The following is a 26,235-nucleotide window of genomic DNA, read 5'->3' as shown; positions in this document are numbered from 1 at the left end:
AATCCTTCATAAACATAAAAAACGATGAATGCTCAACAATATGAAGAATCTTTTCTTCTGGCAAAAAAATTAATTACTCAAGACCCGCCTGACTTTGCGCAAGCTATTCCATTGCTCTGCGAGGCCGCAGAGGCAGGACATATCGAGGCTGCATTTCAGCTGGCAGGATGCCTGTTCGAAAACCACGAAAACGAACAAGATTTGGCAATTGCAGTTGAATATTTAAAACAAGCGGCAAGAGCCGGTCATCCCTATGCCCGCTACAATCTTCTCCAATTACAAGAAAATAACGGCGCAGAAGTAGAAACGCTTATTTCAGCCTATCAAGAACTTGCCGAAGAAGGCTTGGTCCCGGCCCAGCTACGCCTGATGCGTTTATATGCAGATAGCGGCAATGAACAACAAGCAGTCAAATGGGCATTGAAAGCTGCCGAGCAACAAAACCCTCAGGCGCAATATTTCTTAGCCCAACACTACCAATACTCAAGCACCCCCGATTTAGAATATTCCCATACACTCTACCAGCAATCTGCCGCACAGGGATTTATTGCAGCACACTGGCAACTTGGTCTTCAATATAAATTGGGCCAAGGTGTCGCACAAAATCCTGAAAAAGCAATCGAACATTTACGCATTGCCGCCAATTACGACATTGTTCCGGCGCAAACTTCTCTTGCAGAACTCTTGTCGGCATCAAACCCTGCCGAGGCATTAGAATGGTTTGAAAAAGCGGCAGAACAAGGAGACAGCAATGCGCATGTAGCGCTTGCCGAAATCTATCTTTTAGGAAAAAACACCGAGCGAGACCCTCAAAAGGCCTATCAACACGCCAAGTCTGCTGCGGATCAAAATGATCCGGAAGGCTTGCGCCTTTTGGGAGATATCCATCGCTACGGATTGGGACGAGCAGTTGATGCAGACACCGCCCGTCAGTATTATCAACGCGCAGCCGACTTAGGTAATCTTGTCGCTTACCAAAAACTTCTATCTGACAGCGCGTTGAATAACCAGCAAAACTATGAGTTGACCAAAGAAATCGCCCTCCAACGTCAAGAAGCTGAACGTCTGTACAAGCTGGCATTTGCAGCGCACTATGGCCTAAAACGCCAACAAAATTATGCCGAAGCACTGGAGCTATACCTTCAGTCTGCAGAACGAGGACACAGCAAATCACAAACCAATCTTGGCATGATGTATTACAGCGGACAAGGCGTACCTGTCGATTATGCCCAAGCGGCGAAATGGTTTGAAGCGGCAGCCAAACAAAGGGATACAATGGCTCAATATAATCTTGCCTGTCTGTATTACCACGGCCTGGGTGTAGAGAAAGACATCAATAACGCATGTTTTTGGCTGCAAGAAGCCATCCAACATGGACATGAGCAGCAAGATGTTCTCAAAGAGCTTTTAGCTCAATGGAAGCAATTTGCTCAAAAATCCTCTGCAGTTTAAAGGCCGTCTGAAATTCTCAGACTACTAGATAAATGACATGCCCAGCTATTCAACTAGCCTGTGCATGTCATTTTTTTAATTTTCCCATCCTCAATCATCGTCTTCTTAGAATTTCACTCTTTCTTAACCTCTTTCAAAATCTTCAGACGGCCCATTCGCTTGTAAAAAATAACACAGTCTGAATTTTCTTTTCCAAACTCAAAGTCTAAATTTTATTTTCGATTTTAGACAAATTTTGAAAATTAATTTTCGTATCCGAATTTATTCATCTAAACAACAGGGACTTTTACCGTGTCTGTTTAATGTTCCAATTTTAAAACCATCATAACGGCACTCTCAAAAAACCATCAATTCAACCTCTACCCTCCTATTAATATCAACAGCGCAATTTGCCAGTTTGCCCAATTACTGATAGCATTTGCAGGTTAGCCAGTTTGCAAAAAATTTTAATTTTTCAGAATTTTCATTGCTTAATATAACGTATTGAAAATATTTAAATAATTAAAATTTTTTCGAATTTGACTCTTGGAATTTTCGTTTATAAGCCGTATTTGTTCACAAACGAAAATATCGGGGTACTACTCCGTCATTGAAAAACACTCAACACAAGGATAGATATTATGTCCACCCAATTACACGATGTTGACCCAATTGAAACCAAAGAATGGTTAGACGCGTTAAGCTCTGTTTTAGAATACGAAGGCAGCGAACGTGCCCAATACCTGCTGGAAAGTTTGGTCAAATACAGCCGTGACAAAGGCATTCGCATGCCTCACGGCACCACTACTCCATATTTGAATACTGTTTCCGTTGAAAACGAAAAAGGCATTCCCGGCGACCAAAACATCGAGCACCGCATTCGTGCTTTCGTACGTTGGAATGCCGCGGCCATCGTATTGCGCGCAGGTAAAAAAGATTTGGAATTGGGTGGACACATTGCATCTTTCCAATCTGCTGCGACCATGTACGAAGTCGGCTTCAACCACTTCTGGAAAGCCAAAGGCGAAGGCGAAGAAGGCGATTTGGTATTCTTCCAAGGTCATGCCGCCCCCGGCATTTATGCACGTGCTTTCGTTGAAGGCCGTCTGACTGAAGACCAATTGAACAACTTCCGTCAAGAAGTTGCCGGTCATGGTCTGCCTTCCTATCCTCACCCTCACCTGTTGCCTGACTTCTGGCAATTCCCAACCGTATCTATGGGTCTTGGCCCATTGATGGCGATTTACCAAGCCCGTTTCCTGAAATACTTGGAATCTCGCGGTCTGGCTAAAACCAAAGGCCGTAAAGTATGGGTATTCTGCGGTGACGGTGAGATGGACGAGCCAGAAAGCCAAGGTGCTATTGCCCTGGCTTCACGCGAAGGCTTGGACAACTTGGTATTCGTCATCAACTGTAACCTGCAACGTTTGGACGGCCCAGTACGCGGTAACGGCAAAATCATTCAAGAGCTGGAAGGCAACTTTGCCGGCGCCGGCTGGAATGTTGTGAAAGTCATCTGGGGTCGTCGTTGGGACCGCCTCTTGGCAAAAGACAAAGATGGCATTCTGCGCAAACGCATGGAAGAATGCTTGGACGGTGACTACCAAACTTACAAATCCAAAGACGGCGCATACGTCCGTGAACACTTCTTCAATACCCCTGAACTGAAAGCATTGGTTGCCGATATGACCGATGATGAAATTTGGGCATTGAACCGCGGCGGCCACGACCCTCAAAAAGTGTACAACGCTTACGACCGCGCAGTGAACCACGCTGACGGCAAACCTACTGTCATTTTGGCTAAAACCATTAAAGGTTACGGCATGGGTGCATCCGGCGAAGGCCAAAACGTTGCCCACCAAGCCAAAAAAATGGACAAAGCTTCTCTGAAACAATTCCGTGACCGCTTTGACATTCCTGTTACCGACGAGCAAATCGACAGCGGCGACCTGCCTTACCTGACTTTTGCTCCCGACAGCGAAGAATACAAATACCTGCATGCACGCCGTGAAGCTTTGGGTGGCTACCTGCCTCAACGCAAACCTACCCAAGAAGTTCTGGAAGTGCCTGAACTGTCAGCATTTGAGACTCAACTGAAATCCAGCGGCGACCGTGAATTCTCAACCACCATGGCTTTCGTCCGCATCCTGTCTACTTTGCTGAAAGACAAAAAAATCGGCAAACGCGTGGTGCCTATCGTTCCTGATGAAAGCCGTACGTTCGGTATGGAAGGTATGTTCCGCCAATACGGTATTTGGAACCCTAAAGGCCAACAATACACTCCTCAAGATAAAGACCAACTGATGTTCTATAAAGAATCTGTTGACGGTCAAATCTTACAAGAAGGTATTAACGAACCAGGCGCCATGGCTGACTGGATTGCTGCTGCGACCAGCTACGCAAACAACGACTTTGCCATGATTCCTTTCTACATCTACTACTCTATGTTCGGTTTCCAACGCGTTGGCGACTTGGCATGGGCAGCAGGCGATATGCATGCACGCGGTTTCCTGTTGGGTGGTACAGCCGGCCGTACAACACTGAATGGCGAAGGTTTGCAACACGAAGACGGCCACAGCCACATTCAAGCAGACTTGATTCCAAACTGTGTAACTTACGATCCGACATTCCAATATGAAGTAGCCGTTATCGTACACGATGGCTTGCGCCGTATGTATGTTAACCACGAAGACGTGTTCTACTACATCACCCTGATGAATGAAAACTACACCCATCCGGACATGCCTGAAGGCGTAGAACAAGACATCCTGAAAGGTATGTACTTGCTTAAAGCCGGCGGCAAAGGCGATAAAAAAGTCCAATTGATGGGTTCCGGTACCATCCTGCAAGAAGTGATTGCCGGTGCCGAATTGCTGAAAGCCGACTTCGGCGTAGAAGCAGACATCTGGTCTTGCCCATCATTCAACCAGCTGCACCGCGATGCCATCGAAGTGGAACGCTTCAATCGTCTGAACCCATTGGAAACTGCAAAAGTACCGTTTGTTACTTCTCAACTGCAAGGTCATGACGGTCCGGTTATTGCCGCTACTGACTACATCCGCAGCTATGCTGACCGTATCCGCGCCTACATCCCTAACGACTACCACGTCTTGGGTACCGATGGCTTTGGTCGCTCCGACAGCCGTGTCAACCTGCGCAGCTTCTTCGAAGTTGACCGCTACAACGTTGCCGTTGCTGCATTGAGCGCCTTGGCCGAACAAGGCAAAGTCAGCAAAGAAACCGTTCAACAAGCCATTGAAAAATATGGCATCAAAGCCGATGCAGCTCCTAGCTGGAAACGCTAATTGATGTTTCAGACGGCCTGTTTGCTTCATGCCGACATTAGGCCGTCTGAAAACCAAATGCTTGAATGGTTTGAACAGACAAACTGTACCGATGCCGTGTGAAACAGTTTTCAGACGGCATCAAACTGAAAATATTAAAGGAACTCAAATGAGTATCGTAGAAATCAAAGTCCCTGATATCGGCGGTCATGAAAACGTCGACATCATCGCTGTAGAAGTTAAAGCAGGCGACACCATTGCCGTAGACGACACCCTGATTACTTTAGAAACCGACAAAGCCACTATGGACGTACCTGCCGATGCAGCAGGTGTAGTAAAAGAAGTGAAAGTTAAAGTCGGTGATAAAATTTCCGAAGGCGGCGTAATTCTGACCGTTGAAACCGGTGCCGCCGCTGCCGATGCAGCCCCGGCTCCTGCAGCTGAAGCTCCTGTGACTCCGGCTGCCGCTCCTGCTGCAGCCCCTGCAGGCGGTGCAACTGTAAAAGTTGTTGTACCGGATATTGGCGGTCATACAGATGTAGACATTATTGCCGTTGAAATCAAAGTTGGCGACACTGTTGCCGTTGACGACACTCTGATTACTCTGGAAACCGACAAAGCCACTATGGACGTACCATGTACAGAAGCCGGTGTGGTTAAAGCCGTATTTGTAAAAGTTGGCGACAAAGTATCTGAAGGTTCTGCCATTATCGAAGTAGAAACTGCCGGTTCTGCCGCAGCTGCTCCTGCCACTCAAGCTGCCGCACCTGCCCCGGCTGCTGCTCCGGCTCCGGCTGCCGCTCCAGCACCAGCCGCTGCGCCTGCTCCGGCTGCACCTGCAGCTGCCAAAATTGACGAAGCTGCTTTTGCCAAAGCACATGCCGGTCCTTCCGCACGCAAACTGGCACGCGAATTGGGCGTAGATCTGGGTCAAGTCAAAGGTACCGGTCTGAAAGGCCGTATCATGGGCGAAGACGTTAAAGCCTTCGTTAAATCCGTTATGCAAAGCGGTGCTGGCAAACCTGCCACTGCCTCTTTGGGCGGCGGTCTGGACTTGTTGCCATGGCCTAAAGTCGACTTCTCCAAATTCGGCAGCGTCGAAGTTAAAGAGTTGTCTCGCATTAAGAAAATTTCCGGTCAAAACCTGTCCCGCAACTGGGTTGTGATTCCTCACGTTACCGTACACGAAGAAGCGGACATGACCGAATTGGAAGAATTCCGCAAACAGCTGAACAAAGAATGGGAACGCGAAGGCGTGAAACTGTCTCCGTTAGCGTTCATCATTAAAGCCTCTGTTTCTGCGCTGAAAGCCTTCCCTGAATTCAACGCCTCTCTGGACGGCGACAATCTGGTGCTGAAAAACTACTTCAACATCGGTTTCGCTGCCGACACGCCAAACGGCTTGGTTGTTCCAGTGATCAAAGACGTGGATCAAAAAGGCTTGAAACAAATCAGCCAAGAACTGACCGAATTGTCTAAAAAAGCCCGCGAAGGCAAGCTCAAACCGCAAGAAATGCAAGGCGCATGCTTTACCATTTCCAGCTTGGGCGGTATCGGCGGCACAGGCTTCACTCCGATCGTGAATGCTCCTGAAGTTGCCATCTTGGGCGTGTGCAAATCCCAAATCAAACCGGTTTGGAACGGCAAAGAATTTGCTCCTCGCCTGATGTGCCCATTGAGCCTGTCCTTCGACCACCGCGTCATCGACGGTGCCGCCGGTATGCGCTTTACCGTATTCCTGGCTAACCTGTTGAAAGACTTCCGCCGCATTACTCTGTAATCCAAGCATTTTCAGACGGCCTTTTTACTCAGGCCGTCTGAAAAAGGAAGTCCGAACATCATTCAGAAAGATTAGACATGAGCTTAGTTGAATTAAAAGTGCCCGACATTGGCGGTCACGAAAATGTAGATATTATTGCGGTTGAAGTAAATGTAGGCGACACCATTGCCGTGGACGATACCCTGATTACTTTGGAAACCGATAAAGCGACTATGGACGTACCTGCCGAAGTTGCAGGTGTTGTTAAAGAAGTTAAAGTTAAAGTCGGCGATAAAATCTCCGAAGGCGGCTTGATTGCAGTCGTTGAAGCCGAAGGTGCGGCTGCCGCTCCTAAAGCCGAAGCACCAGCTGCTCCTGCACAAGAAGCCCCTAAAGCTGCTGCTCCTCAAGCTGCACAATTTGGCGGTTCTGCCGATGCCGAATACGATGTGGTCGTATTGGGTGGCGGCCCCGGCGGTTATTCCGCTGCATTTGCCGCAGCCGATGAAGGCTTGAAAGTTGCCATCGTCGAGCGTTACAAAACTTTGGGCGGCGTTTGCTTGAATGTCGGCTGTATCCCTTCCAAAGCCTTGTTGCACAACGCTGCCGTAATCGATGAAGTACGTCACTTGGCTGCGAACGGTATCAAATACCCAGAACCAGAACTCGACATCGACATGCTGCGCGCTTACAAAGACGGCGTGGTTTCCCGCCTGACTACCGGCTTGGCAGGTATGGCCAAAGGCCGTAAAGTAGACGTTATCCAAGGCGACGGTCAATTCTTGGATCCTCACCACTTGGAAGTGTCGCTGACCACCGGCGACGTGTACGAGCAAGCGACTCCTACCGGCGAGAAAAAAATCGTTGCCTTTAAAAACTGTATCATTGCAGCAGGTAGCCGCGTAACCAAACTGCCTTTCATTCCTGAAGATCCACGCATCATCGATTCCAGCGGTGCTTTGGCCCTGAAAGAAGTACCGGGCAAACTGCTGATCATCGGCGGCGGTATCATCGGCCTCGAAATGGGTACAGTTTACAGTACGCTGGGTTCACGCCTCGACGTCGTTGAAATGATGGACGGCCTGATGCAAGGCGCAGACCGCGACTTGGTGAAAGTATGGCAAAAACAAAACGAATACCGTTTTGACAACATCATGATCAACACCAAAACCGTTGCTGTCGAGCCTAAAGAAGACGGCGTTTACGTTACCTTCGAAGGTGCAAATGCACCTAAAGAACCACAACGTTACGATGCCGTACTGGTGGCTGCCGGTCGTGCGCCTAACGGCAAACTCATCAGCGCTGAAAAAGCCGGTGTTGCCGTAACTGACCGCGGCTTCATCGAAGTGGACAAACAAATGCGCACCAACGTGCCGCACATCTACGCCATCGGCGACATCGTCGGTCAACCGATGTTGGCGCATAAAGCCGTTCACGAAGGCCACGTTGCCGCTGAAAACTGTGCCGGCCACAAAGCCTACTTCGACGCGCGCGTTATTCCGGGCGTAGCCTACACTTCTCCTGAAGTGGCATGGGTGGGCGAAACCGAATTGTCTGCCAAAGCCTCCGGCCGCAAAATCACCAAAGCTAACTTCCCATGGGCTGCTTCCGGCCGTGCGATTGCCAACGGTTGCGACAATGGTTTCACTAAGCTGATTTTTGATGCTGAAACCGGCCGCATCATCGGCGGCGGTATCGTTGGTCCTAACGGCGGCGATATGATCGGCGAAGTTTGCTTGGCTATCGAAATGGGCTGCGATGCAACCGACATCGGCAAAACCATCCACCCACACCCAACCTTGGGCGAATCCATCGGTATGGCTGCGGAAGTGGCATTGGGTGTATGTACCGACCTGCCGGCTCAGAAAAAGAAATAAGTTCACTCAAATAAAGTTTGAACGAACTTAATGGAACAAAGGCCGTCTGAATGTTTCAGACGGCCTTTTCTCAAATAAGGAGAATTAATATGAAAAAAATCGAAGCCATTATCAAACCTTTCAAACTCGATGATGTGCGCGAAGTCTTGACCGAAATCGGCATTACCGGCATGACTGTCAGCGAAGTTAAAGGCTTCGGCCGCCAAAAAGGCCACACGGAAATTTATCGCGGCGCAGAATACGCGGTTGATTTCCTGCCCAAAGTAAAAATCGAATTGGTATTGGCTGACGACAAAGTCGATCAGGCTGTTGATGCCATTTTGGAAACCGCACATTCCGGCAAAATCGGTGACGGTAAAATCTTCATTTATCCGGTTGAAGAAGCCATCCGTATCCGAACCGGCGAACGTTCGGATGCTGCGCTTTAATAGAAATCACAAGATACAGAATACAAATGCCGTCTGGAAAAAGCCATGTCTTGTTTTAATCAGGGCTTATTTTTCAGACAGCATTATTGAATACCCTCCCATTTTCTAAAATCTATCCAAGTAACCCTATTACCGAAAACCTCACGCTATCAAGCATTGAGGAGTTCGAGGCAATGCTTCATCTGACCTTCGTGAACGACTTTACCGTATCAAATAACTCTTTTCAAAGTAAGACTTACCCAATCAAAACCTCAACGCCCTCCCTTTAAAATCAAATCCCTCGTATTTTTTTCCTATTCTTATTGTTGTCTAACTTTTCAGACGACCCCTTTATCCAAACTCCGTTATAATGACGGCTTTACAATTAATTTATCCAAAGACAGTCTTATCATGAAACACATCCACATTATCGGTATCGGCGGCACATTTATGGGCGGCGTAGCGGCTATTGCCAAAGAAGCAGGTTTTAAAGTCAGCGGTTGCGACGCCAAAATGTATCCGCCGATGAGTACCCAGCTCGAAGCCTTGGGCATTGACGTACACGAAGGCTTTGATGCCGCGCAGTTGGACGAATTTAAAGCCGATATTTATGTTATCGGTAATGTTGCCAAACGCGGCATGGATGTGATTGAAGCCATTTTGAACAAAGGCCTGCCTTATACTTCCGGCCCGCAATGGCTGGCTGAAAACGTATTGCACCGGCACTGGGTACTCGGTGTAGCCGGAACACACGGCAAAACGACCACAGCCTCCATGCTGGCATGGGTCTTGGAATATGCCGGCCTTGCGCCGGGCTTCCTCATCGGCGGCGTACCGGAAAACTTCAGCGTTTCCGCCCGCCTGCCGCAAACGCCGCGCCAAGATCCTAACTCAAAATCCCCATTCTTCGTTATCGAAGCCGACGAATACGACACCGCCTTTTTTGACAAACGCTCCAAATTTGTACACTACCGTCCGCGTACTGCCATTTTGAACAATCTGGAATTCGACCACGCCGACATTTTTGCCGATTTGGGCGCCATTCAAACCCAATTCCATCATTTGGTACGCACCGTGCCGTCTGAAGGCCTTATCGTCTGCAACGGACAACAACAAAGCCTGCAAGACACTTTGGACAAAGGCTGCTGGACGCCGGTGGAAAAATTCGGTACCGAACAAGGCTGGCAGGTTGGTACCGTCCATGCCGACGGCTCGTTTGACATATGCCATCATGGCGAAACGGTCGGACACGTCGCTTGGGAACTGATGGGCGAACACAACCGCATGAACGCCCTCGCCGTTATCGCTGCCGCGCGTCATGCCGGCGTCGATATTCAGACCGCCTGCGAAGCCTTGAGCGCGTTTAAAAACGTCAAACGCCGCATGGAAATCAAAGGCACGGTGAACGGCATCACCGTTTACGACGATTTCGCCCACCACCCGACCGCCATCGAAACCACCATCGAAGGCCTGCGCCAGCGCGTCGGCAACGCCCGCATCCTCGCCGTCCTCGAGCCGCGCTCCAACACCATGAAACTCGGCACCATGAAAGCCGCCCTGCCCGCAAGCCTCAAAGGTGCCGACCAAGTGTTCTGCTACGCCGGCGGCGTGGACTGGGACGTTGCCGAAGCCCTCGCGCCTTTGGGTGGCAAGCTGCACGTCGGCAAAGACTTCGATGCCTTTGTTGCCGAAATCGTGAAAAATGCCGAGGCAGGCGACCATATTTTAGTCATGAGCAACGGCGGCTTCGGCGGAATACACGGAAAGCTGTTGGAAGCATTGAAATAAGCCTTCTCCAATAACCAAGGCCGTCTGAAACAGTTTCAGACGGCCTTTTACTTATCTAACCCTCTTTATTTAACCGCAACCACCGCATTTGCCGCAGCCACTGCTGCAGTCGCGTTTTTTCGGTTTGAACACGAATTTTCGCAAGAGGAAGAATACGCAGGCGAGCATAATCAAGCCGACGATAATATATTGAGTCATGACGATAGTATCCTTGAAGAAAGTTGGTAAACCACAAATGCGGCAAAATAAGCCATCAGGAACAAATAGCCTGTAATCATAAGCATATTTTTCGTGGATTTGGTTTCGCGTCTAATCACGGTCAAAGTCGCGGCACACATCGGAGCATACACATACCAAGCCAAGAAGGCAAAGGCGGTCGGCAAGCCCCAGTTGTTGTGTATGATGGGAATTAATGCGTTTTGTACGGCATCTTCAGACGACGCGCTGACGGCATAAACGGTACCCAATGCGGCAACGACCACTTCGCGCGCGGCAATACCCGGAATCATGGCGATACACATTTCCCAAGTAAAACCCAAAGGTGCAAAAAACGGCTGAATAGCATGACCAAGCGTACCTGCCAAGCTGTAATCGATGGCGGCACCGGTTGCGCCTTCAGGCGGTTGCGGCCAGCTTACCAAGCCCCACAGAACCACGGCCAACGCAAAAATGATGGTACCCGCGCGTTTCAGGAAGGCTTTTACCCTATCCCACAAGCTGGTCATGATGTGTTTGAAGTTAGGCGTACGGAAAGTCGGCAATTCCATCAAAAGTGGGAATTGTTGCACATTGCCTTTCATCCGCGCCAAGCGTTTCATGATATACGCTGCCAATGCGGCCGACAGAATGCCTACGATATAAAGAATAAACAATGTCAGGCCTTGCAGGTTGAAAATCCCACCCACTGTACGGTCAGGAATAACAGCGGCGATAATCAGCGCATACACCGGCAAACGTGCGGAACAAGTCAGCAACGGCGCAACCGCGATGGTAACAAGGCGTTCGCGCGGGTCGTTAATGGTACGCGCCGACATCACGGCAGGAACGGCACAGGCAAAGCTGGACAAAAGGGGAATAAACGAACGGCCGGACAAACCGCTTTTTGCCATGATGTTATCCAGCAGGAAGGCTGCACGCGGCAGATAGCCTGAGTCTTCCAATAGCAGGATAAAGGCAAACAAAATCGTAATCTGAGGCAGGAACACCAACACGCTGCCCAAACCGGCAATGACGCCGTTGACCAGCAAATCGTTGAGGATGCCCGGCTCCATGTTGGCGCCTATCCATTCGCCCAGCGCGGTAAAGCCACCTTCGATGGCGTCCATAATCGGCGCCGCCCATGTGTAAACCGCTTGGAACACCATAAACAGGATGACCAGCAGCATAATCATGCCCCAGACGGGGTGCAGCACGATGTCGTCGAGTTTTTTGTGCCATGCGGGCAGCGTCATCTGGGTGCGTACCACTTGTGCCAAAATCGATTCGACTTCTTGATAAAGTTTGTCGCTATCCAGCGCATCGAGCGTGCGTTCGGCAGAGGCGGGGTTTGCGGGGAAAGAGCGTTTGCGCGGCAGCTTCGCCACGACTTCGCGTACAGCCTGTACACCCGACGCGCTCACTGCAACTGTTTCCAAAACAGGTGCATCCAACAACTCGCTCAGTTTGGCCGCGTCGATATTCAAGCCCCTTTTGCGGGCCACGTCGCTCAAATTCAGCGACACCACCATAGGCAGTCCCAGCGTTTTCAGTTCCAAAATCATGCGCAGGGTCATACGCAGGTTGGTCGCGTCGGCAACGGCAATAATGGCATCGGGCGGAATGCCCATCTTGCCTACCATTACATCTTTCGCCACCGCTTCGTCGGGGCTGGTCGTGCGTAGGCTGTATGTGCCCGGCAGGTCGATAATGCGGACGGCCTCGTCGTCGAGGAAGGCGCCCTCGCGCTTATCGACAGTTACGCCCGGATAATTGGCAACCTTGGCATGTGAGCCGGTCAAACCGTTGAACAAAACGGTTTTGCCGCAGTTTGGCGCGCCAATCAAGGCAAAATAGCTTAGTTCCATCATTTTTCCTTATTCTTTCAGACGGCCTTAAACGGCCTCAACGATACGACACATAATCTTCCCGGCCTCTTCCGAACGCAGGGAAAATTGGGATTGGTTACCCAAGCGTACTGCAAACGGTCCTCTTCCAAAACCGCCGACTGCAATCACTTGCAACGGCATTCCGCTGGAAAAACCCAAATCTGCAAGACGACGGGTTACCAAGGTATCCAAATCACCAAAAACAGGATTGGGAGCAATGGAATCAATATGTACGACTGCGCCTTTTTTCAGGCGCGACAAAGGAACAGCAGACATAAGTCTCTCTTTTCTTTTTGTTTTAAAAATAGATTATTGAAAAAACGTGAGAAGTATGATGAATGTGTAGCACATTTGAAAGATTGTTTACGAATGGCTATTTGCCCCTTCTTTCGATAAGTGCGGTTTGTTTTGAATACTGTTATTGTTTCCCTTAATGATAAGGTATATCAATATAAAAATCAAATGTAACAAGATAAACTAAAAAGGCTAAAATCCTTTTATCATTAGGATTTCAGCCTTTTTATGCACTCAACAAACTAAAGGCCGTCTGAAAGGTTTCAGACGGCCTTCAAAATAAAAAACCGAATCAAATCGGTTTTTTATTCCCATTCAGGGAAAGACTCTAAATTACAGAGCGTCTTTCAATGCTTTACCGGCACGGAATTTAGGAGTTTTAGCAGCAGCAATAGTCAAAGGCTCGCCAGTTTTTGGGTTGCGGCCTTGACGTTCGGCGCGTTCGCCGACGTAGAAAGTACCGAAACCGACCAGAGTAACAGTGTCGCCGTTTTTCAATGCGTTGGTTACGGCATTAGTAGTAGCATCCAAAGCTTTTTGCGCAGCAGATTTGGAAATGCCGGCTTCTTGAGCAATTGCTTCGATCAATTCAGACTTGTTCACAATTAGTCCCTTCCTATCGTAAAAAATGATGAAATGCCCGAATACTCGGGGCTTAAGCACTTTTAAAGCACATACGCACTTTATAGCAATTCTGAAATTATCATGTCAAGTAAAAGATGTGGAATTGCCCTATTTTTGTGGCATTCAGGGCAAAACCACATTTTTTGCAACATCAGACGACCAACTTAATGCTTGGTTGCCTTTGTTCTTGACTTCGTCTTAGAAGTTTGCGGGGTCTCGGCAACTGCCAATTCAGCCGCCCATTGCTCAGGCTGAGCTTCCAAACCCAAAGCCAACACTTCATCAATCCATTTGACCGGATGAATAGTCAGACCGGTTTTGACATTTTCAGGGATTTCTTCCAAATCTTTGACGTTGTCTTTTGGAATCAATACATGCTTGATACCGCCGCGCAAAGCAGCCAGCAGTTTTTCTTTCAAACCGCCAATCGGCAAGACTTCGCCACGCAAAGTGATTTCGCCGGTCATCGCCACGTCTGCACGCACCGGAATTTTGGTGAAGGCAGAAACCATCGCCAAAGTCATGGCGATACCTGCGCTCGGACCGTCTTTCGGCGTCGCACCTTCAGGTACATGGACGTGAATGTCTTTCTTCTCATAAAAATCAGGAGCCAGACCCACTGATTCAGCACGAGAACGGACAACCGACCATGCGGCCGATACCGATTCTTTCATGACATCGCCCAGTTGGCCGGTACATTGAATCGTACCTTTGCCCGGCAAAGCTACTGCCTCAACAGTCAACAACTCGCCACCGACTTCGGTCCAAGCCAAACCGGTTACCTGACCGATGCGGTTTTCGCTTTCGGCCACACCATAGTCGAAACGGCGCACGCCCAGATAGTCATGCAGATTTTTCTCAGTAACTTTAATTGCTTTAGGCTTGGCCTTGCTTACTGTTTTGGATTTGGACGCTTTTTTCTTGTCCTCATTCAAAGTAACCCGCATCACCACTTTACGGCAGATTTTGGCAATTTCTCGATCCAACGAGCGGACGCCGGCCTCGCGGGTGTAGTAACGGATAATATCGCGCACTGCACTTTCATCAACCACCAACTCGCCCTCTTTCACACCATTGCGCTTCATTTGTTTCGGCACAAGGTATTGCATGGCGATATTGATTTTTTCATCTTCCGTATAACCGGACAGACGGATGATTTCCATACGATCAAGCAGCGGAGTCGGGATATTCAAGCTGTTTGAAGTGGCAATAAACATCACATCGCTCAAATCATAATCGACTTCGGCATAGTGGTCGGCAAACTTGTTGTTTTGCTCAGGATCCAGCACCTCAAGCAATGCACTGGCCGGATCACCGCGGAAATCGCTGCCCATCTTGTCGATTTCATCAAGAAGGAACAATGGATTTTTCACCCCTGCTTTTGCCATGTTTTGCAGGATTTTGCCCGGCATAGAGCCGATATAGGTGCGGCGGTGGCCGCGGATTTCGCTTTCATCACGCACACCGCCTAATGCCATACGCACATATTGACGGCCTGTGGCTTTGGCAATTGATTCGCCCAAGGAAGTTTTACCGACCCCCGGAGGGCCGACCAAACACAAAATCGGGCCTTTGAGCTTATCCATACGTTTTTGAACGGCCAAATATTCCAAAATACGTTCTTTGACTTTTTCCAAACCATAGTGGTCGGCATTCAAAATCAAATCAGCCTTGGCAATATCTTTGCTGACACGGGATTTTTTCTTCCACGGCAGCTCAAGCAAAGTATCGATATAGTTGCGCACGACGGTAGATTCCGCAGACATTGGCGGCATCATTTTCAGTTTTTTCAATTCAGACAGACATTTTTCTTCAGCCTCTTTGCTCATGCCTGCTTCTTTGATTTTGTTTTCCAGCGCATCCAGCTCGCCGCGCTCGTCTTCTTCGCCCAACTCTTTCTGAATCGCTTTTACTTGCTCATTCAAGTAATACTCACGTTGGGATTTTTCCATTTGACGTTTTACACGGCCACGAATGCGCTTCTCGACCTGCATGATGTCGAGTTCGGCTTCCAACTGAGCCAGCAGAAATTCCAAACGCTCAACAATGCCGGCAGTCTCCAGCACATATTGACGCTGCTCTAATTTCAGCTGTAAATGCGCGGCAATAGTATCGGCAAGACGGCTGTTGTCATCGATACTGCTGATGGTGCTGATGACTTCGGCAGGGATTTTTTTGTTCAATTTCGCATATTGCTCAAATTGAGTCAGCAAGGTACGGCGCAAGGCTTCAATTTCAGGATTGTCCTTGTCGCTGTTTTCATCAATCGCCTCAACATGGGATAAAAACAGTCCGCCTGTTTCGTCAACCGTCAATGCGCGCGCACGACGGATACCTTCTACCAACACTTTAACGGTGCCGTCAGGCAGCTTCAAAACCTGCAAAACTTGGGCAACCGTACCAGTTTGGTGCAAATCTTCGGCTTTAGGGTCTTCTGTATTAGGGTCAAGCTGGGCCAACAGGAAAACCGGATCATCATTGGCCATTGCCGCCTCAAGGGCTGCAATCGATTTAGGACGACCGACGAACAGCGGCAATACCATATGCGGATACACCACTACATCGCGTAAAGGCAAAGTAGCCAGCGCACTGTATTCCTCGAAATATTTGTCTTTTGTCGGCATAGTTAATAATCTCAATCATTGTTAAATCAGAATGTAGCTCAAAATTGGGCTGAAGCGCTCCATTTCAAGACTTGAAAACAGCTTATCCGCACCTATTTTCAAAAACATCATTTTTAATAGCCCGATATGGACGTTTACGATAAAATATATCGGATTTTGGGCCGTCTGAAAACTTTTCAGACGGCCCTGGCTAACCAAACAAGGTAGTAAACCATGACAGACTCAACCGAAAAAAAATCATTAATTGAATTCCCTTGCACCTTCCCTGTAAAAGTCATGGGCGCGGTTCATCCGGAATTTGAATCCGCCATCTTGGAAACCGTGCGCAAACATGCTCCCGATACCGAGCCGCACCACATCACTACGCGCCCAAGCAGCAAAGGCAACTATACCGGCGCGACTGTCCATGTAAATGTTGAAAATCAAGAGCAGTTGGACAATATCTACCGCGACCTGACTTCCCACGAATTGGTTAAAGTGGTGTTGTAATGAAAATCGTGCACAAAGGCTTGGTCGATTACCTGCCGACTTTCGAAGCCATGAAGGCATTCAATGCCTCGCGTGACGAAAATACCGAAGACGAATTATGGGTGGTCGAACATCCGCCCGTATTTACCCAAGGCTTGGCCGGTAAGCCCGAACACCTCCTCATCCGCGACGATATACCCGTTGTCCAAATTGACAGAGGCGGTCAAATTACTTATCACGGTCCCGGCCAATTGGTCGTCTATACGATGATCAATTTCAAACGCCGTAAGACCAGTGTGCGCCATATCGTTTCCGCACTTGAAAACAGCATCATCGCCACCTTGGCAGAATACGGCATTGAAGCAGCCGCCGATCCCAAACGTCCCGGCGTTTATGTCGGCGAGCGTAAAATTGCTTCCCTCGGCCTGCGTATCAAAGACGGCTCCGTTTACCACGGTTTGGCGCTCAACGTGAGCATGGATTTAAGTCCGTTTACCCACATCAATCCCTGCGGTTATGCCGGTATGGAAATGACCCAAATTGCCGACTACGTCTCTCCGGCACCCAGTTTGGCAGAAGTTGCAGACAAGCTGACCAAGCATTTACAAAAAGAGCTGGCATAAGGCCGTCTGAAAAAATCCAGTCACACTGCCATCTTTTAACCGCCCTCTGAACTTTTACCCATAAACTTTTAGGTACAAATCCTCCTATAAGCTTTTCAGACGGCCTTTATAACGACAGAAAGAACACATCACCATGAGTGAAGAAGTAAAAAACGACCCCAAACGCGGCATCAAACTGAAAGGTGCAGACAAAACTGCACGCATTCCGATTAAAGTGGTTCCATTGGAACAAAAATTGAAAAAGCCCGAATGGATCCGCGCCAAATTGCCGGGCAAGAAATTCTTTGAAATCAAAAACATTCTTCGCGAACAAAAAATGCATACCGTGTGCGAAGAAGCATCTTGTCCCAATATCAGCGAATGCTTTACCAAGGGTACGGCCACATTCATGATTATGGGCGATATTTGTACCCGCCGCTGCCCATTCTGCGACGTTGGCCACGGCCGCCCGAATATGCTGGATCCTGATGAGCCTAAGCACTTGGCCGAATCCGTCAAAGCCATGAACCTGCGCTATGTCGTCATTACATCTGTCGACCGAGACGACTTACGCGATGGCGGCGCACAACACTTCGCCGACTGCATCAAAGCCATCCGCGAAACCAGCCCGAATACCAAAATCGAAATCCTCGTTCCCGACTTCCGCGGCCGCTTGGACATCGCATTGAAAATCTTGGCAGAAACACCGCCTGACGTGATGAACCACAACTTGGAAACCCATCCGCGCCTGTATAAAAAAGCCCGTCCGGGTGCCAACTACCAGCACTCCCTCGACCTTCTGCGCCGCTACAAAGAAATGATGCCACATATCCCGACCAAATCCGGCATTATGGTCGGCCTGGGCGAAACAGACGAGGACGTGCGCGAAATCATGCACGATATGCGTGCCAACAATATCGAGATGATTACCATCGGCCAATATCTGCAACCTTCAGACGGCCACTTACCCGTCTTGCGCTATGTAACGCCTGACCAATTCAAAGTTTTTGAAAAAGAAGCATACGAATTGGGCTTTACCAATGCCGCCATCGGCGCAATGGTTCGTTCCAGCTACCACGCTGACGAACAAGCAGCAGAAGCTTTGCGTGAAACCCACGGCGGGTGTAGCCATCACTAAGATATAAATAGCTAATGCCTTTACAACACAGCCTTTTCCTATCAAGAGTCGGGACTCAAACAAAGTTTTTTGGCTATTGATGGAAAAGGCTGTTTTATATTCGAATATAAATGATGAAAAAACTCTCCTTATCAGTATCTAGCTTACTATAATTAATTCTTTAGCCTTTACAGAGTGCCCCATTGATTTCCTTATTACTGTTCAGGTTCATAATAATCAAATCGTCTAACTTATAAAGCAGCTATACGTTTCTCTACTTATACCCTAGTACAAGTTGTCCATAATTACCTATATACAATAAACAAATGTAACTACAAAACAATCATTTCCCATCCAAGAATTCTTAAAAATACCTTCCCCCAACAATAAAGAAATGTCCAAAATGATTAATATGTTGATTCACTAGTTTATTCGTGTAAAATAAAAAGCCATCTGCACCAGTCTTTGGACTATCCCTCTATTCTAATAGGACAACCTAATGAAACCGATGATCGTATTATTGACTGCAGCCTTGCTTTCAATTTTCAGCATAAGTGCTTGCAGCAATTCGGAGAACAGTATGAGTATTCAACAAGAGACAGAAGCCAAATTTCATTTAAATCCTCAGCCTAAACAAGCATACCGCCTCAAGATTAAAATCAATGATGCCCCAGGCCCCTTAAAACTCATAGGAAAGATGGGCGTTGGCTATAAAGCTGAGGATTGCACATACATCATCAATAAAATTGAAGGTGCTCCCGCCCATCCTGAAAAAAATGTACAGTTTGATATCCATCAAATCAATGAGTTTGAATATGAATCCATTGTATATGCAGATGCTGTTTTAAATGAAGACTACTTTGGCGACGGAGTTTGTCATTGGAACCCAGAAGGATTTGGTTTTTCACTATCAGCAACGGGTAAACCTGAAGAAACCAGATTCAATTTTAGCGATATATTGGAAAAGCTACTGAGTAAAAAAACACTAACGCAATATTTCTCAACACGACCATATCCTTTTTCAAAAAAAGAAGACGGTACTATTTATATTGATAATCCCACTCATTACGGAATAACACCCTCAGAGCTATATAATCCAAATCAAGACAAAGAAAAATTCAGCATCACCGTTTCTTTAGAGGAAATTCGACCATGAGTGAAATTACTAGACAGCAACATGCCGATTTGGCTATAGATGCTTATACCTCACGCTCCGTTACCAAAGGAAACGAAACTATTAAAATCGGAGGTAATGAATATAAAGTAGCTGCTGTATGGAATAATCCGAGAACTGGATATTATGGTGCCGTATATCAAGATGTCCGTACCAATGACTTTATTGCTGCCCATAGAGGAACCGCGATCAGTCTTAAGGATTTGAGTGATGGGTATACAGACTTAAAAATGGTTACCCGGAGTATGAATAATCAATCAGCCGATGCAGAAAAACTAACACGCATGGCTATTTCAAAAGCAGAAGAGTTTCATCGTAATCGCCCATATCTACCCAAACCTTCTGTTACTCATACCGGACATTCACTCGGTGGAACACACGCTCAAATTCAAACATACCGCTTTGGCCATGAAGGAGTGACCTTTAATGCATATGGCGCTGTCCTTATGCATGGTGTACGACAGGGTAACGGTAATGTAACCAATTACGTTAAAGCTGCAGATGCCGTTTCTGCTGCTAATCCGCATTACGGTAAAGTTATCATTCTAGCCGAACAAGACGACCTTGCCCCTTTAAAAAAATCTGGCTATAACAATAAAAGCAATACGTCTGTTTACCATGCGGTGACTGCAGCAGCAAGAGCATTTAAAGCTCACTCATCTGATCATTTTGTGGGTAAAGATTCGATCCTTTCTGAACATAATTACACTCGTGCTCGCCAATTAGCGGAAGCAAATAAATTTATGATTTCAGACTATCGAGGTGATGTAGCTACCTCAAAAACTTTATTTGCTGCAGTCAGTTTTGCGAATGCCAATCTTTACGAAAAAATGAAAATCATGCGTAACATGACAGAAAAATTTGATAGAGATCAGGAAAAGATTAAAGAGCTTATTAATAGTACGCCTACTCCAAAATCTATATTCGATAGTCGGTCAATGCATCTTATGCAAGATAAGGGTAAACATCCTCATAGCGATAAAACTATTTATGCTGATGCAAATAAACTTGATCTTAGCAAACCTTTAGCTTCAAATGCTTCCTCTAAAGAATTCCGTGAATACGGTTTTGCAGCATTATTAGCAGACGACAAAACAATGCAACATTCGCTAGACAGTCTACTTGCTTCCAACATTAATCGAGGTTTACAACAAAATACGGAAAAAATGTTCCAGGAGCAAGAAAATATGAGATTAGCCGAAGAGCAATCAAAATCTTCAGGTATCGTCCGAAGTTAAGGAAAACATATGGATCTAGACCAAAAAATTGATCATCTGACTGATAATATCATTGCTTTAGCTGGACAAACGGAAAAGCGGGCAAAAAATGCTGAACTATTAATTTCACAAGCATTCCAAGAATTGAATACAGCAACTACCGATTTGAACCGCTCAGCAGATACTATTAAGCAAACAGCCGCAGAAGAAGTACATCGTGGTTTAAATCAGTCAGTAGATAAATTTACCGAAAGGATGGAGACAAGTGGAAGATGGTTGCTCGAAAATTCTCGTGAAATTGAAAAACAGCAGCAGCAATCAGCTAAAAATTTAAAATATTTGGTAATAGCATCAATCACTCTATTTTGCCTAACTGCTCTATTATGTTTAGGTACAATAGTTTATTCTATTCAACTGGCTAATACCCAGATAAAACGTATAGAATGGGTTGAGGAAATTAATAAAGCTATTGACAATGGTAAACTGATGCGATGTGGAGAGGATGGAGGTATTTGCACCAAAATAAAAGGCAAGTTAATCCGATTGGATCAATAAGTATTATTACGACCTAGCCAAAAACTGAGAATCAAATACAGGATTTCAGCTATTTTTGTTCCAAATCCCCCTTTATTTCCCCTCTCCTCCCTAAATATCCGATAATTGGCCATTCGGATTACCTTTTAGCTACTTAGTCTGAAAAATCAGTTTGCTGTTTTTTCAGACGGCCTTTATTTAATATGTAAAAACTCTTTAGTTTTCAAAAATGAACCTTAGTCGGACTCTAAAGAAAACTAAGAATTTAACACACTGATATTTATAATGAATTGAGAAAAAAAATGGGATTTATCCTTTTCCTCCTAATGGGTTTATGCTTAGTTGCAGCCGTCATTGCCTTTATCAGACTTGCTATATTCTACTCTAAGAAGCAGCTTGGAAAACAAGTTATTTTCTATGGTGTATTACTATCCATATTCCTACAGACCTTTATTTTTTTGAAATACGTCCGCATAAAAGAATATTGGGCATTTGATCCACTATTTACACAAATGAATTATCTATTTTTTAAACCATTTGTGCTTTCACTAGTTATCGTGCCTCTTGAGTTTGAGAAACTGTCCAAATTAAGCAAAATCGTCCTATCCGGCGTGATATGCGGTGCTGCTTTTTACTACTTGGCACTCCCACCTTTCATGACATTACTGTATTTCATTATTGCTGTGGCTTTGGCTTTTTCAAAAACTCAATATGCTCAATTTTTAAATAAGATTATTCTGATAAGTATCGTATCCTCATTAATACTGTCGTTCGTTACCATGCCGTTGCTTGAAAACGTATTGGAAGCCTTAGGCACCAGACGATATTATTAAAAATAAACCATAAATTTCAAATTGCATAAATTGAAATTCAGTAGCTTAAATCTTAATAAACTCTATTAATAACTATATGTCCGTATCAAGGCCGTCTGAAATATAATGATTGAGCCAATCTTAAGTAATACAAAAAAGCGGCAAAACAGGATAAATACTGTTTGCCGCTTTTTAATTTACTTCTTTATTTTACTTCTTCAACAATTTTGCCGCTTCAATCGCATAGTAAGTCAAAATACCATCGGCGCCGGCGCGTTTGAATGCCAACAGGCTTTCCAAAATAGTTTTTTCACCATCCAACCAGCCGTTTTGAATGGCAGCCTGAAGCATGGCATATTCGCCGGAAACTTGATAAGCATAAGTCGGTACGCCGAACTCATCTTTAACTCGGTGGACGACATCCAAATACGGCAGACCCGGTTTTACCATGACCATATCTGCGCCCTCTTGAATATCCAATGCTACTTCGTGCAAGGCTTCGTTAGTGTTTGCAGGGTCCATTTGGTAGGTTTTCTTGTCTGCCTTACCCAAATTGCCGGAGCTGCCGACAGCATCACGAAACGGGCCGTAGAATGCTGAAGCATATTTTGCCGAATACGCCATAATGCGTGTATGGATGTGTCCGGCATCTTCTAAGGCTTCGCGGATGGCAAGAATACGTCCGTCCATCATGTCTGATGGGGCGACGACTTGTGCACCTGCATCGGCATGACACAAAGCCTGTTTTACCAAAACTTCAATGGTTTCATCGTTGAGGACATAGCCATTTTCATCGGTTAAACCGTCTTGGCCGTGAATGGTATAGGGGTCCAAGGCAACGTCGGTCATAATCCCCAGCTCTGGGAATTTCTCGCGCAGGGTTCGCACTACTGTCGGTACCAAGCCTTCCGGGTTATAAGCCTCCTCCGCAAATTCGGTTTTGTTTTGCGTTACCACGGGAAACAAAGCCAGCATAGGAATACCGAGATTCAGTGCTTCTTCAGCGGTAAACAACAATTTATCCAAACTTTGGCGTTTGACGCCGGGCATAGACGGCACTGCCTCTTCCTGATTCTGACCTTCCAATACAAAAACCGGATAGATTAAATCATCTGCCGTCAAAGTATGCTCGCGCATCAGACGGCGTGAAAAATCGTCTTTACGCATACGGCGCATACGGGTGTTTGAGACATAACGCGGAGGGAAATTCATAACAATTGCCTTTCAATAATGAAGTCTTAAAATCAGTCTTCGACTTGACGTATGGCTTTGACCGAACGTTTGATTTCGCTGAGCGTACCGGTTTTATAACTATTACGTTCCTGCTCGGTCATACCGTTTTGATCCAATTTGGCGATATTTTTCAATGCTTCGGCATATTGGCCGTCTGAAAGTTTTTCCTGTTTGATGTGCCAACGGTTTTTCACTTCGGAAGCCGTCCACAAGCCTACTTTGTTGTAGTAGAACAAAATGCTTGCCGCAAGCGTCTTCATATCGCTGTCGGGTTTGGCACTGCCGATACTGCGGCCGATACGGTTGTTACGTTGATCGACTGCCTGGTCGGCAAGGTAACGGCTGAAGTAGTCGTCTTTACCTTCTCGCAACTCCATATCCGTCAGGCGCGCATTACCTGCTTTTTCAGCAATAATGCTGTCGAATTTAGAAGCAATCGCCGCCTGCCATAATGCTTGGCGTACGGCATTAACCTGTGTTCCCCTGCTGTCGCCGTTTGCTTTGTCATCCAAACCTGTACGCTCGGCAAAGCGTGTGGCATTACTGGTCATATTGATTAAGCCCTCGTCCTCCATCCCGATGACTTGGGCGGCCACGGGATGGTTAAGCGCAAATTGTGCCATTTTACTGCGGCGGCTTTGATCTTCCTGATACGATTGGCAACCGGACAATACCAGCATGCCGAGAACGGCGCATTGAATGTGTTTTTTAATATGTTTCATGATGTAACTATCGATATTATTGTGTGAGTTCAACTGATTGTTTAACATAGAAACGCCCGTAAGAGCAAAATAATTCCCATACGGCCAAATCGGCGCATGAATGGCTATTTTATAATAAAAATAAGGCCGTCTGAAAATTTTCAGACGGCATAAGTATTTTTAACCCACCAAGCTTCGAATTTGCGGCCAATAAAACAAACAGGCTATCGAGCAAATAGCAATACTGATACCGGCTGCATTAATGCTGCTGATTTTTTCTTTAAACATTGCCGCACCAATCAGCGTACCCAAAACAATCACGCCGATGTTCATACCGGCAAACACCAAGGTCGGATTATCCTTCATGATTTGGTGTGCCGAGATATAGGTAACAATATTTAAAAAGTTCAGGCAGCCTAAAATCATGCCGCCCACTATACCCTCTTTGGTCCATTTGCTTCCTTTGGCAAACAGGTAGCCAAACATCAAGATACCGGCCAAACAAAATGCCACCAGCAAATTGCCGGCAAACGCGGTACCGCTCTTTGCCACTTGTTTGAACAAAATATCAATGACGCCATAGCCGCACCAAACACCCAAAAGCAGCATCACTTGCGTGCTGAGACCGCCGGATTTCTTACCGCCATCGCTTTTCCAAAGCAAGAAAAACAATGCCGTAAATGCCAATACCAAACCAATCAGACGGCCTTCGGTCAGTTGTTCATGAAAAAGCGTGAATGAAGCGATAATGGGCAAAAACAGCGATAAGCGTTGTGCCGCGTCCGATTTAACGATACCTGCCGCATCGACGGATTTGCCCATAATGACAAACACGCTTGGCAACAAGATACCCAAAGCCGCAAAGAGCCACCAAGTCGGTAAAAATACCTGCGGATTGCTTAAATCGGGTTTTAACACCAGCATGGTCAAAGTGACGGCAACGATATAGTTCACCGCTACCGCCTGCTCAATATTGATTTTTTGCTTACGCGCCACTTTCAGCAATACGGAAACCAACACGCTGCAAACGATACTTGCCAATAAATATGCCATGCTTTAGAACCATCCTTGAGTAGGAACAGGCTTATCTTCATTCAGTTTAATCAGTCCGACGACTACGCGATAAATGAGCCAAATACCGGTTGCCACCAAAATCAGCCAACCGATTAAGATAAGTATGGTCAACATCCCGAAAAGCATACCCACCAACGATACCCAAAATGTCTTGGTCAAATAGTCAATATGGCTGGCATAAATACTGCCTTGCGCCTCATCGCGTTTGACATATGCCAAAATCACACCGACAACAGGCGCAAACCAGATAAACAGGCCCAACGCATAGGTAATATAGGCGATAAAAACATAGTTTTTCACTTCAGAATTAGACGTATTGACCATATTGGCCTCCGTATTATTGTTCCCTGTATTATGATTTTCCGTATGATTGACCACCGTATTATTGAAGCCGTTGTCTTGGACTTCCTGAGGCTCGTACTGCATCGCCGCATCATAAGCCAGACGTTTTTCCGGATGAGACAATACTTCAAACGCCTGTCCGATGGCTTTGAAACGCTCCGCATCTTTCTGAATATCCGGATTGGCAACCAATTTGCCGTAAGCCTCGCGGATAACGTTAATATCCGCATCCTGAGACACACCCAAGATTTCGTATAAATTTAATTGTTCCATCTTTATTCCTATCCTTTATGCATCCACTGCAACATGAACATCTTGCGGGTTGAGCGTACGCAGGTTTTCAGGCTTCATGCCCACGATAAACCCGCGTTTGCCGCCATTGATAAAAATCTCGTCCAAAGCCCAAATGCTTTCTTCCACATAAACCGGCAACGCGGTTTTCATACCGAACGGCGACGTACCGCCGACCAAATAGCCCGTCCATTTCGCCGCCTGATCCGCCGTTGCCGGCTCGATGTGTTTCAAGCCCAGTTCGCGCGCCAGATTGCGGGTGGAAATATGTTTGTCGCCGTGCATTAACACAACCAAGCCTTTTTTGTGTTCATCCTGCAGGACGATTGTTTTGATGACTTGATGCTCAGGCTTGCCCGCGCACTCGGCAAAACGCGCCGTGCCACCATGTTCTTCATACGCATAAACATAAGGGACAAAATCGATTTTCTTACTGCGTAAAAAGCGCACTGCCTGCGTAACCGGATATTCTGCTTTACTCATGGTTGTTTGCCGCCA

The 26,235-nt window shown here is 46.7% G+C and carries 23 protein-coding genes; 13 read left to right on the top strand and 10 right to left on the bottom strand.

All coding sequences use genetic code 11. The features are described 5' to 3' along the window. Positions 1 to 24 precede the first annotated feature (24 nt). The 6 genes from ACTHRY_RS06470 (at position 25) to mpl (ending at position 10,546) form a co-directional block, all read left to right on the top strand. Complete coding sequence (locus ACTHRY_RS06470; RefSeq protein ID WP_049323204.1) at positions 25 to 1,452, top strand: tetratricopeptide repeat protein; 1,428 nt, start codon at positions 25 to 27, stop codon at positions 1,450 to 1,452. A 620-nt stretch (positions 1,453 to 2,072) separates the two neighbouring features. Further along, positions 2,073 to 4,736, top strand: coding sequence for a pyruvate dehydrogenase (acetyl-transferring), homodimeric type (gene aceE / locus ACTHRY_RS06465; RefSeq protein WP_049323203.1), 2,664 nt, complete (start codon positions 2,073 to 2,075; stop codon positions 4,734 to 4,736). 148 nt (positions 4,737 to 4,884) lie between these two features. Further along, a complete protein-coding gene (gene aceF / locus ACTHRY_RS06460; RefSeq protein ID WP_049323202.1) occupies positions 4,885 to 6,495 on the top strand; it encodes a dihydrolipoyllysine-residue acetyltransferase in 1,611 nt (536 codons plus the stop codon). A 77-nt stretch (positions 6,496 to 6,572) separates the two neighbouring features. Continuing rightward, complete coding sequence (lpdA, locus tag ACTHRY_RS06455; RefSeq protein WP_049323197.1) at positions 6,573 to 8,351, top strand: dihydrolipoyl dehydrogenase; 1,779 nt, start codon at positions 6,573 to 6,575, stop codon at positions 8,349 to 8,351. An 89-nt stretch (positions 8,352 to 8,440) separates the two neighbouring features. Then, positions 8,441 to 8,779, top strand: coding sequence for a P-II family nitrogen regulator (locus ACTHRY_RS06450; RefSeq protein ID WP_003746874.1), 339 nt, complete (start codon positions 8,441 to 8,443; stop codon positions 8,777 to 8,779). A gap of 390 nt (positions 8,780 to 9,169) precedes the next feature. Further along, on the top strand, positions 9,170 to 10,546 hold the full coding sequence (mpl, locus tag ACTHRY_RS06445; RefSeq protein ID WP_049323196.1) for a UDP-N-acetylmuramate:L-alanyl-gamma-D-glutamyl-meso-diaminopimelate ligase: 1,377 nt from the start codon (positions 9,170 to 9,172) through the stop codon (positions 10,544 to 10,546). 69 nt (positions 10,547 to 10,615) lie between these two features. Here the strand turns inward: mpl and ACTHRY_RS06440 are convergent, their stop codons facing one another. The 5 genes from ACTHRY_RS06440 to lon all read right to left on the bottom strand — a co-directional run bounded on the left by ACTHRY_RS06440 (position 10,616) and on the right by lon (position 16,172). Further along, entirely contained in the window at positions 10,616 to 10,744 is a 129-nt protein-coding gene (locus ACTHRY_RS06440) for a FeoB-associated Cys-rich membrane protein (RefSeq protein ID WP_003683546.1), read from the bottom strand. Next, on the bottom strand, positions 10,741 to 12,609 hold the full coding sequence (feoB, locus tag ACTHRY_RS06435) for a ferrous iron transporter B (protein WP_440374150.1): 1,869 nt from the start codon (positions 12,607 to 12,609) through the stop codon (positions 10,741 to 10,743). The genes ACTHRY_RS06440 and feoB overlap by 4 nt, the downstream gene beginning before the upstream one ends. A gap of 27 nt (positions 12,610 to 12,636) precedes the next feature. Beyond that, positions 12,637 to 12,906 (bottom strand): FeoA family protein, encoded by a 270-nt coding sequence (locus tag ACTHRY_RS06430; protein WP_003746882.1) that lies wholly within the window; start codon positions 12,904 to 12,906, stop codon positions 12,637 to 12,639. A gap of 351 nt (positions 12,907 to 13,257) precedes the next feature. Next, the gene (locus tag ACTHRY_RS06425) at positions 13,258 to 13,527 is read right to left on the bottom strand and encodes an HU family DNA-binding protein (RefSeq protein WP_003683413.1); all 270 of its coding nucleotides are present in this window, start codon (positions 13,525 to 13,527) and stop codon (positions 13,258 to 13,260) included. 185 nt (positions 13,528 to 13,712) lie between these two features. Continuing rightward, positions 13,713 to 16,172, bottom strand: coding sequence for an endopeptidase La (gene lon / locus ACTHRY_RS06420; protein ID WP_049323194.1), 2,460 nt, complete (start codon positions 16,170 to 16,172; stop codon positions 13,713 to 13,715). Between the two features lie 213 nt (positions 16,173 to 16,385). On the opposite strand from lon, the gene ACTHRY_RS06415 reads away from it, so the two are divergent. The 7 genes from ACTHRY_RS06415 (at position 16,386) to ACTHRY_RS06385 (ending at position 22,117) form a co-directional block, all read left to right on the top strand. Then, positions 16,386 to 16,661 (top strand): HP0495 family protein, encoded by a 276-nt coding sequence (locus tag ACTHRY_RS06415; RefSeq protein ID WP_003746890.1) that lies wholly within the window; start codon positions 16,386 to 16,388, stop codon positions 16,659 to 16,661. Next, the gene (gene lipB, locus ACTHRY_RS06410; protein ID WP_049323192.1) at positions 16,661 to 17,263 is read left to right on the top strand and encodes a lipoyl(octanoyl) transferase LipB; all 603 of its coding nucleotides are present in this window, start codon (positions 16,661 to 16,663) and stop codon (positions 17,261 to 17,263) included. Before ACTHRY_RS06415 ends, lipB begins: the two co-directional genes overlap by 1 nt. Before the next feature lie 133 nt (positions 17,264 to 17,396). Beyond that, the gene (lipA, locus tag ACTHRY_RS06405) at positions 17,397 to 18,380 is read left to right on the top strand and encodes a lipoyl synthase (RefSeq protein ID WP_049323190.1); all 984 of its coding nucleotides are present in this window, start codon (positions 17,397 to 17,399) and stop codon (positions 18,378 to 18,380) included. 559 nt (positions 18,381 to 18,939) lie between these two features. Continuing rightward, the gene (locus ACTHRY_RS06400) at positions 18,940 to 19,515 is read left to right on the top strand and encodes a hypothetical protein (RefSeq protein ID WP_234398652.1); all 576 of its coding nucleotides are present in this window, start codon (positions 18,940 to 18,942) and stop codon (positions 19,513 to 19,515) included. Next, a complete protein-coding gene (locus tag ACTHRY_RS06395; RefSeq protein ID WP_049359052.1) occupies positions 19,512 to 20,771 on the top strand; it encodes a hypothetical protein in 1,260 nt (419 codons plus the stop codon). The genes ACTHRY_RS06400 and ACTHRY_RS06395 overlap by 4 nt, the downstream gene beginning before the upstream one ends. Positions 20,772 to 20,780: 9 nt before the next feature. Continuing rightward, positions 20,781 to 21,305 (top strand): hypothetical protein, encoded by a 525-nt coding sequence (locus ACTHRY_RS06390; protein WP_049323184.1) that lies wholly within the window; start codon positions 20,781 to 20,783, stop codon positions 21,303 to 21,305. A 281-nt stretch (positions 21,306 to 21,586) separates the two neighbouring features. Beyond that, positions 21,587 to 22,117, top strand: coding sequence for a hypothetical protein (locus ACTHRY_RS06385; RefSeq protein WP_049323182.1), 531 nt, complete (start codon positions 21,587 to 21,589; stop codon positions 22,115 to 22,117). Between the two features lie 189 nt (positions 22,118 to 22,306). Here the strand turns inward: ACTHRY_RS06385 and hemB are convergent, their stop codons facing one another. From hemB to ACTHRY_RS06360, 5 genes are all read right to left on the bottom strand, one after another. Further along, entirely contained in the window at positions 22,307 to 23,308 is a 1,002-nt protein-coding gene (hemB, locus tag ACTHRY_RS06380) for a porphobilinogen synthase (protein WP_049323181.1), read from the bottom strand. Between the two features lie 32 nt (positions 23,309 to 23,340). Then, entirely contained in the window at positions 23,341 to 24,051 is a 711-nt protein-coding gene (locus ACTHRY_RS06375) for a DUF6973 domain-containing protein (protein WP_036491232.1), read from the bottom strand. Between the two features lie 159 nt (positions 24,052 to 24,210). Beyond that, the gene (locus ACTHRY_RS06370) at positions 24,211 to 25,083 is read right to left on the bottom strand and encodes a DMT family transporter (protein ID WP_049323180.1); all 873 of its coding nucleotides are present in this window, start codon (positions 25,081 to 25,083) and stop codon (positions 24,211 to 24,213) included. Between the two features lie 3 nt (positions 25,084 to 25,086). Continuing rightward, entirely contained in the window at positions 25,087 to 25,719 is a 633-nt protein-coding gene (locus tag ACTHRY_RS06365) for a DnaJ domain-containing protein (RefSeq protein ID WP_049323179.1), read from the bottom strand. A 15-nt stretch (positions 25,720 to 25,734) separates the two neighbouring features. Further along, entirely contained in the window at positions 25,735 to 26,220 is a 486-nt protein-coding gene (locus ACTHRY_RS06360; RefSeq protein WP_049323178.1) for an aminoacyl-tRNA deacylase, read from the bottom strand. Positions 26,221 to 26,235 lie beyond the last annotated feature (15 nt).

Origin of the sequence: Neisseria sp. P0004.S004, from assembly GCF_051963335.1 — a bacterium.
Lineage (GTDB): Bacteria > Pseudomonadota > Gammaproteobacteria > Burkholderiales > Neisseriaceae > Neisseria.
The sequence above is the reverse complement of the archived record's forward strand: the minus strand, read 5'-3'. Positions and strand labels throughout refer to the sequence as shown.